Here is a 6,469-nt window from a genome sequence, read left to right on the forward strand (position 1 = left end):
CGCCACCGACGTCGACGTGGTGGAGGCGCACGGTACGGGGACCCGGCTCGGCGACCCGATCGAGGCGCAGGCGCTGCTGGCCACGTACGGCCAGGGGCGTACGGAGGACCGGCCTCTGTGGCTCGGCTCGCTGAAGTCGAACATCGGCCACACCCAGGCCGCCGCGGGCATCGCGGGCGTGCTGAAGATGGTGCTGGCCCTCCAGCACGGCGTCCTGCCCAAGACCCTGCACGCCGGTACGCCCTCCCCGCACATCGACTGGGCCGGCGGCCGGGTACGGCTGCTCGGCGAGGCCGCCGACTGGCCCGAGACCGGCCGCCCGCGCCGCTCCGGCGTCTCCTCGTTCGGCATCAGCGGCACCAACGCGCACGCCATCATCGAAGAGGCCCCGCGCGACCCCGAGCCCGCAGCCGCAGGCGGTAGCGCCGAGGCCCAGGCCCAGGACGCGGCCGCCGCGGAAGCCGTCACCGGCGCGAGCGCCGTGCCGTGGCTGCTGTCGGCCCACACCGCCGAGGCGCTCGCCGCGCAGGCCCGCGCCCTCCTCGCGCACACCGAGGCCCACCCCGGCGCACGCCCCGCCGACATCGGCCACTCGCTCGCCACCACCCGCGCGGCGTTCGAGCACCGCGCCGCCGTCGTCGGCACCACCGAAGCGGAACTCACCGAAGGCCTGCGGGCGCTGGCCGACGGCGGCTCGACGCCCCGCACCGTCCAGGGCGCCGCCGCCGACGGCCGCCGCGTCGTGTTCGTCTTCCCCGGCCAGGGCTCCCAGTGGGCCGGCATGGCCGTCGAACTCCTCGACGGCTCCGCCGTCTTCCGCGAGCGGCTGCGCGCCTGCGGCGAGGCCCTGGCCCCGTACGTCGACTGGTCCCTGGAGGACGTACTGCGCGGGGCACCCGGCGCGCCCGCCCTCGACAGCGCCGACGACGTCGTCCAGCCCGCCCTGTGGGCCGTCATGGTCTCGCTCGCCGAACTGTGGCGCTCCTTCGGCGTCGAGCCCGCGGCCGTCATCGGCCACTCCCAGGGCGAGATCGCCGCCGCCGCCGTCTGTGGCGCCCTCGGCCTCGACGACGCGGCCCGTGTCGTCGCCCTCCGCAGCCGACTCCTGAGCAGGCTCGCGGGACTCGGCGGCATGGTGTCCGTGCCCGAGCCCCTCGCCGACGTCACCCGGCGCCTGGAACAGTGGGGCGCCCGGCTCGGCATCGCCGCCGTCAACGGACCCCGCTCCGTCGTCGTCTCCGGCGACGCGGACGCCCTCGACGAACTGCTCGCCACCTGCACCGCCGACGGAGTCCGGGCCCGGCGGGTCCCCGTCGACTACGCCTCGCACTCCGCCCACGTGGAGATCATCGAGAGCGAACTCGCCGAAGCCCTCGCCGGCATCACCCCCCGGACCCCGCAGGTGCCCTTCTGCTCCACCGTCACCGGCGAGACCGTCGACTCCGCCGACCTCGACGCCGCCTACTGGTACACCAACCTCCGCACCACCGTGCGGTTCGAGCCCGCCGTCCGCCGGCTGATGGAGGACGGCCACCAGGTCTTCATCGAGTGCAGCCCGCACCCGGTGCTCGCCATCGGCCTCCAGGAGACCGCGGAGGCGGCCGGCACCACCGCCGACGTCGTGCCCTCGCTGCGCCGCGGCGACGGCGGCTCGGCCCGCTTCCTGACCTCCCTCGCGGACGCCTACGTCCGCGGCGTCCCCACCGACTGGCCGGCCGCCTTCGCCGGGCTGCGCCCCCGGACCGTCGCCCTGCCCACCTACGCCTTCCAGCGGCGCCGGTTCTGGCTCGACGCCGCCACCCCGGCCGCGCAGGCCACCGCCGCACACGGCGATGAGGAGGCCCGCTTCTGGGCGGCCGTCGAGAACTCCGACGTAGCGGCCCTGACCAGCTCCCTGGACCTGGCCCCCGACGCCTCCCTCGACAGCATGGTCACCCGGCTCGCCCACTGGCGGCGCCGCTCCACCGAGACCGCGCTCATCGACAGCTGGCGCTACCGCGTCACCTGGACGCCGACGGCCACCCAGACCCAGCGCGGCAGCCGGTCCCCGCTGACCGGCACCTGGCTCCTCGTCACCACCGCCGCCCACCACGACAGCGCCGACACCACCGCCGTGCACGACGCCCTCACCGCCCGCGGTGCCCGCGTCGAACGCGTCACCCTCGACCCGGCCACCGACAGCGACCGGCAGACCGTCGCCCGGCTCCTCACCGACCGGCTGAGCGCGGCGGAGCTGGAGACCGACCAGGTCAGCGGGGTCCTCTCGCTGCTCGCCGGCAGCCCCGAAGGCCCCGGCACCCCGCCCGGGCACCGGGTCCTGCCCGCCCTCGCCGCCACGCTCGCCCTCGTCCAGGCCCTCGGCGACACCGGCATCGGCGCCCCCCTCTGGTGCGCCACCTCCGGCGCCGTCGCCACCGGACCCGCCGACCCGCCGCGCCACCCCGAGCAGGCCCAGCTGTGGGGCCTCGGCCGGGTCGTCGGCGCGGAATCCCCCCAGCGCTGGGGCGGCCTCGTGGACCTGCCCGAAACCCTGGACGGGCGCGCCCTCGACCACCTCACCGCACTCCTCGCCGACGCCGGCGCCGAGGACGAGATCGCCGTACGCGCCACCGGAACCCTCGCCCGCCGCCTCGTACGCGCCGACACGCACACCACCGCCCCCACCCCCGACTACGCCCTGGCGCACCCGCACGGCACCGTCCTGATCACCGGTGGCACCGGCACCCTCGGCGCCCACGTCGCCCGGTGGCTCGCCCGGTCCGGGGCCGCGCACCTCGTCCTCACCAGCCGCAGCGGCCTCGCCGCCGAAGGCGCCGCCGAACTCCGCGCCGAACTCACCGCCCTCGGCAGCCGCACCACCATCACCGCCTGCGACGTCACCGACCGCGACGACCTCGCCCGGCTCCTGGACTCGCTGCCCGGCGAACACCCCCTCACCGGCGTCATCCACGCCGCGGGCGTCCTCGACGACGGCGTCATCGACGCCATGACCACCGAACGCCTCGAACACGTCCTGCGCCCCAAGGTCGACGCCGCACTCCACCTGCACGACCTCACCGCCGGGCACGACCTGGACTTCTTCGTCCTCTTCTCCTCCATCGCCGGCGTCGTCGGCAACGGCGGCCAGGGCGGCTACGCCGCGGGCAACGCCTTCCTCGACGCCCTCGCCCACCAGCGCCGCGCCCAGGGACTCCCTGCCACCGCCATCGCCTGGGGCTCCTGGGGCAGCGGCCGCATGATGGGAGACCACGCCGAAGCGCACCTCACCCGGCGCGGCATCCTCCCCATGCCCGCCGACCTCGGCATCGCGGCCCTGCGCCGGGCCATGGAACACCACGACACGGCCGTCACCCTCGCCGACATCGACTGGGACCGCTTCGTCCCCGCCTTCGCGCTCAGCGGCGACTACCCGCTGCTGCGCCGGCTCCCCGAAGCACAGCGCATCCTCGACACCGCCGGCACCCCCGCCCCCGCCACCGCGGGCGGCCCCGCGCTGGCCCAGCGGCTGGCCGGGCTCTCCGACGGCGAACAGCTCCGGGTCGTCGTCGAACTCGTCCGCACCCAGGCCGCCACCGTGCTCGGGCACGCCGGCGCCGACGCCATCCCGCCCCAACGGGCCTTCCGCGACACCGGGTTCGACTCCCTCACCGCCATCGAGCTGCGCAACCGGCTGGCCGGCGCCACCGGAATGCGCCTGCCCACCACCGTCGTCTTCGACTACCCCAACCCGACGGAACTCGCCGGATACCTCCACGCCCAGATATCGGGAAGCCCGCGGACCGCCCCCTCCGCCGCGCCGCTCGCCCGGCCCGCCGACGACGAACCGATCGCCATCGTCGCGATGAGCTGCCGCTTCCCGGGAGGGGTGACCTCCCCCGAAGAGCTGTGGCAGATCCTCGACGAGGGCAGGGACGTCCTCTCCGGATTCCCCGAGAACCGCGGCTGGCCGCTCGACTCCCTCTACCACCCCGACCCCGAACACCCCGGCACGACGTACGCGCGTGAAGGCGGCTTCCTCCACGAGGCGGGCGAGTTCGACGCCGGATTCTTCGGGATCTCCCCGCGCGAGGCCCTCGCCATGGACCCCCAGCAGCGGCTGCTGCTCGAAGTCACCTGGGAAGCCTTCGAACGCGCCGGCATCGACCCCGCCACCCTCAAGGGCACCCAGTCCGGAGTCTTCATCGGCTCCAACGGACAGGACTACGCGTCCGGCCTGCGCCAGGCCCCCGAAGGCGTCGAGGGCTACCTGCTCACCGGCCGGGCCGCCAGCGTCGTGTCCGGCCGCCTCGCCTACACCTTCGGCCTGGAAGGCCCGGCGCTGACCGTCGACACGGCCTGCTCGTCGTCCCTGGTCGCGCTCCACCTGGCCGTCCAGTCGCTGCGCCTGGGCGAATGCGAACTGGCCCTCGCGGGCGGCGTCACCGTCATGGCCGGCCCCGGCATCTTCGTCGAGTTCAGCCGCCAGCGCGGACTGGCCGCCGACGGCCGCTGCAAGGCGTTCGCCGCTTCGGCCGACGGCACCGGCTGGGGCGAAGGCACCGGCATGCTCCTCCTGGAACGCCTCTCCGACGCCCGCCGCAACGGCCACCGGGTACTGGCCGTCGTACGGGGCTCCGCGATCAACCAGGACGGCGCCTCGAACGGGCTGACCGCCCCGAACGGCCCCGCGCAGCAGCGGGTCATCCGCCAGGCCCTGGCCAACGCGGGCCTGTCCGCCACCGACGTCGACGTGGTGGAGGCGCACGGTACGGGGACCCGGCTCGGCGACCCGATCGAGGCGCAGGCGCTGCTGGCCACGTACGGCCAGGACCGGCCGGAGGACCGGCCGCTGCGGCTGGGCTCGCTGAAGTCGAACATCGGGCACACCCAGGCCGCCGCCGGTGTCGCGGGCGTCATGAAGATGGTGCTGGCCCTCCAGCACGGGGAACTCCCCAAGACCCTGCACGTGGACGCGCCGACCCCGCACGTCGACTGGACGACGGGATCGGTCGAGCTCCTCGCCGAGCCCGTGGCCTGGCCCGACGACCGCGAACACACCCGCCGGGGCGGTATCTCGGCCTTCGGCGTGAGCGGCACCAACGCCCACGTCATCGTCGAGCAGGCCCCCGCCGAGCCGGAGCTGGACGACGCCGACGCCGACGCCGCAGCCGGCCCGGCCGCACCGATGGCGGCCGTCCCCTGGCTCCTCTCCGCCAAGAACGCCACCGCACTGCGCGCCCAGGCCGACCGGCTGCGCTCCCACCTGGCCGACCACCCGGAGGCCGACCCCGCCGACATCGGTCTCTCGCTCGCCACGGGCCGGGCGGCCCTCCAGCGGCGCGCCGCCATCGTGGGCGCCGACCGCGACGAACTGCTCCGCGGGCTGGCGGCCCTCGCCGACGGACACCCCACCGGTGCCTCGTCCCACGTCATCACCGGCGGAACCGACGTCGGCAGCGGGAACGACGGTGCGCGGACCGCGTTCCTGTTCTCTGGTCAGGGGAGTCAGCGGCTGGGGATGGGGCGTGAACTGTACGCGGCCTTCCCGGTGTTCGCGGATGCGTTCGACGAGGTGTGTGCGCATGTGGACGGTCATCTGGAGCGTCCGTTGCGGGACGTCGTCTTCGGTGAGGACGCGGAACCGCTGAACCAGACCACCTACACGCAGCCGGCGTTGTTCGCGGTCGAGGTGGCGCTGTTCCGGCTCGTGGAGTCCTGGGGCGTGCGGCCGGAGTTCCTGGCGGGCCACTCGGTGGGCGAGTTCGCCGTCGCGCATGTCGCGGGTGTGCTCTCCCTCGAGGACGCGGCGCGGCTGGTGGCGGCGCGCGGCCGGCTGATGCAGGCACTTCCCGACGGGGGAGTGATGGTGGCGGTGCAGGCCTCGGAGGACGAGGTACGGGCGCTGCTGGCCGGGTACGAGGACCGTGCGGGCGTCGCCGCCGTCAACGGGCCCGCCTCCGTGGTGGTTTCGGGCTCCGAGGACGCGGTGGCGGCGGTGGTTGGCCGGCTGTCGGCTGACGGCCGCAAGACGAAGGCGCTCTCGGTCTCGCACGCCTTCCACTCCCCGCTAATGGACCCGATGCTGGCCGAGTTCCGGGCCGTCGTCGAGAGCGCTTCCTTCGAAGCCCCGCGCGTGCCGGTCGTCTCGACCCTCACGGGACGCCTCGTGTCGGCGGAGGAGTTCCGCTCCGCCGATTACTGGGTGCGCCACGTCCGCGAGGCGGTCCGCTTCGCGGACGCCGTCGCCTCCCTCGCCGGCGAGGGTGTGAGCACCTTCCTGGAGATCGGCCCGGGCGGCGTCCTGACCGCCATGGCCCAGGACTCCCTGGACGAGCACGCGGTCGCGGTTCCTCTCCTGCGTACGGACCGCGCCGAGGGCCTGGCGGTCACCACGGCCGTCGCCCAACTCCACGTCCACGGCACGTCCGTCGACTGGACCGCCGTCTTCGCCGGACACGGCGCCCGGCGCGTCGCCCTCCCCACGTACACC

The 6,469-nt window shown here is 75.0% G+C and carries 1 protein-coding gene; it reads left to right on the forward strand.

The features are described 5' to 3' along the window. Positions 1–6,469, forward strand: a 6,469-nt coding sequence (locus tag ACFV0Q_RS36665) for an SDR family NAD(P)-dependent oxidoreductase (RefSeq protein WP_385011625.1), incomplete at both ends; no start/stop codon positions are given.

It is taken from the genome of Streptomyces sp. NPDC059564 (genome assembly GCF_042735575.1).
In the GTDB taxonomy this organism is placed as follows: domain Bacteria; phylum Actinomycetota; class Actinomycetes; order Streptomycetales; family Streptomycetaceae; genus Streptomyces.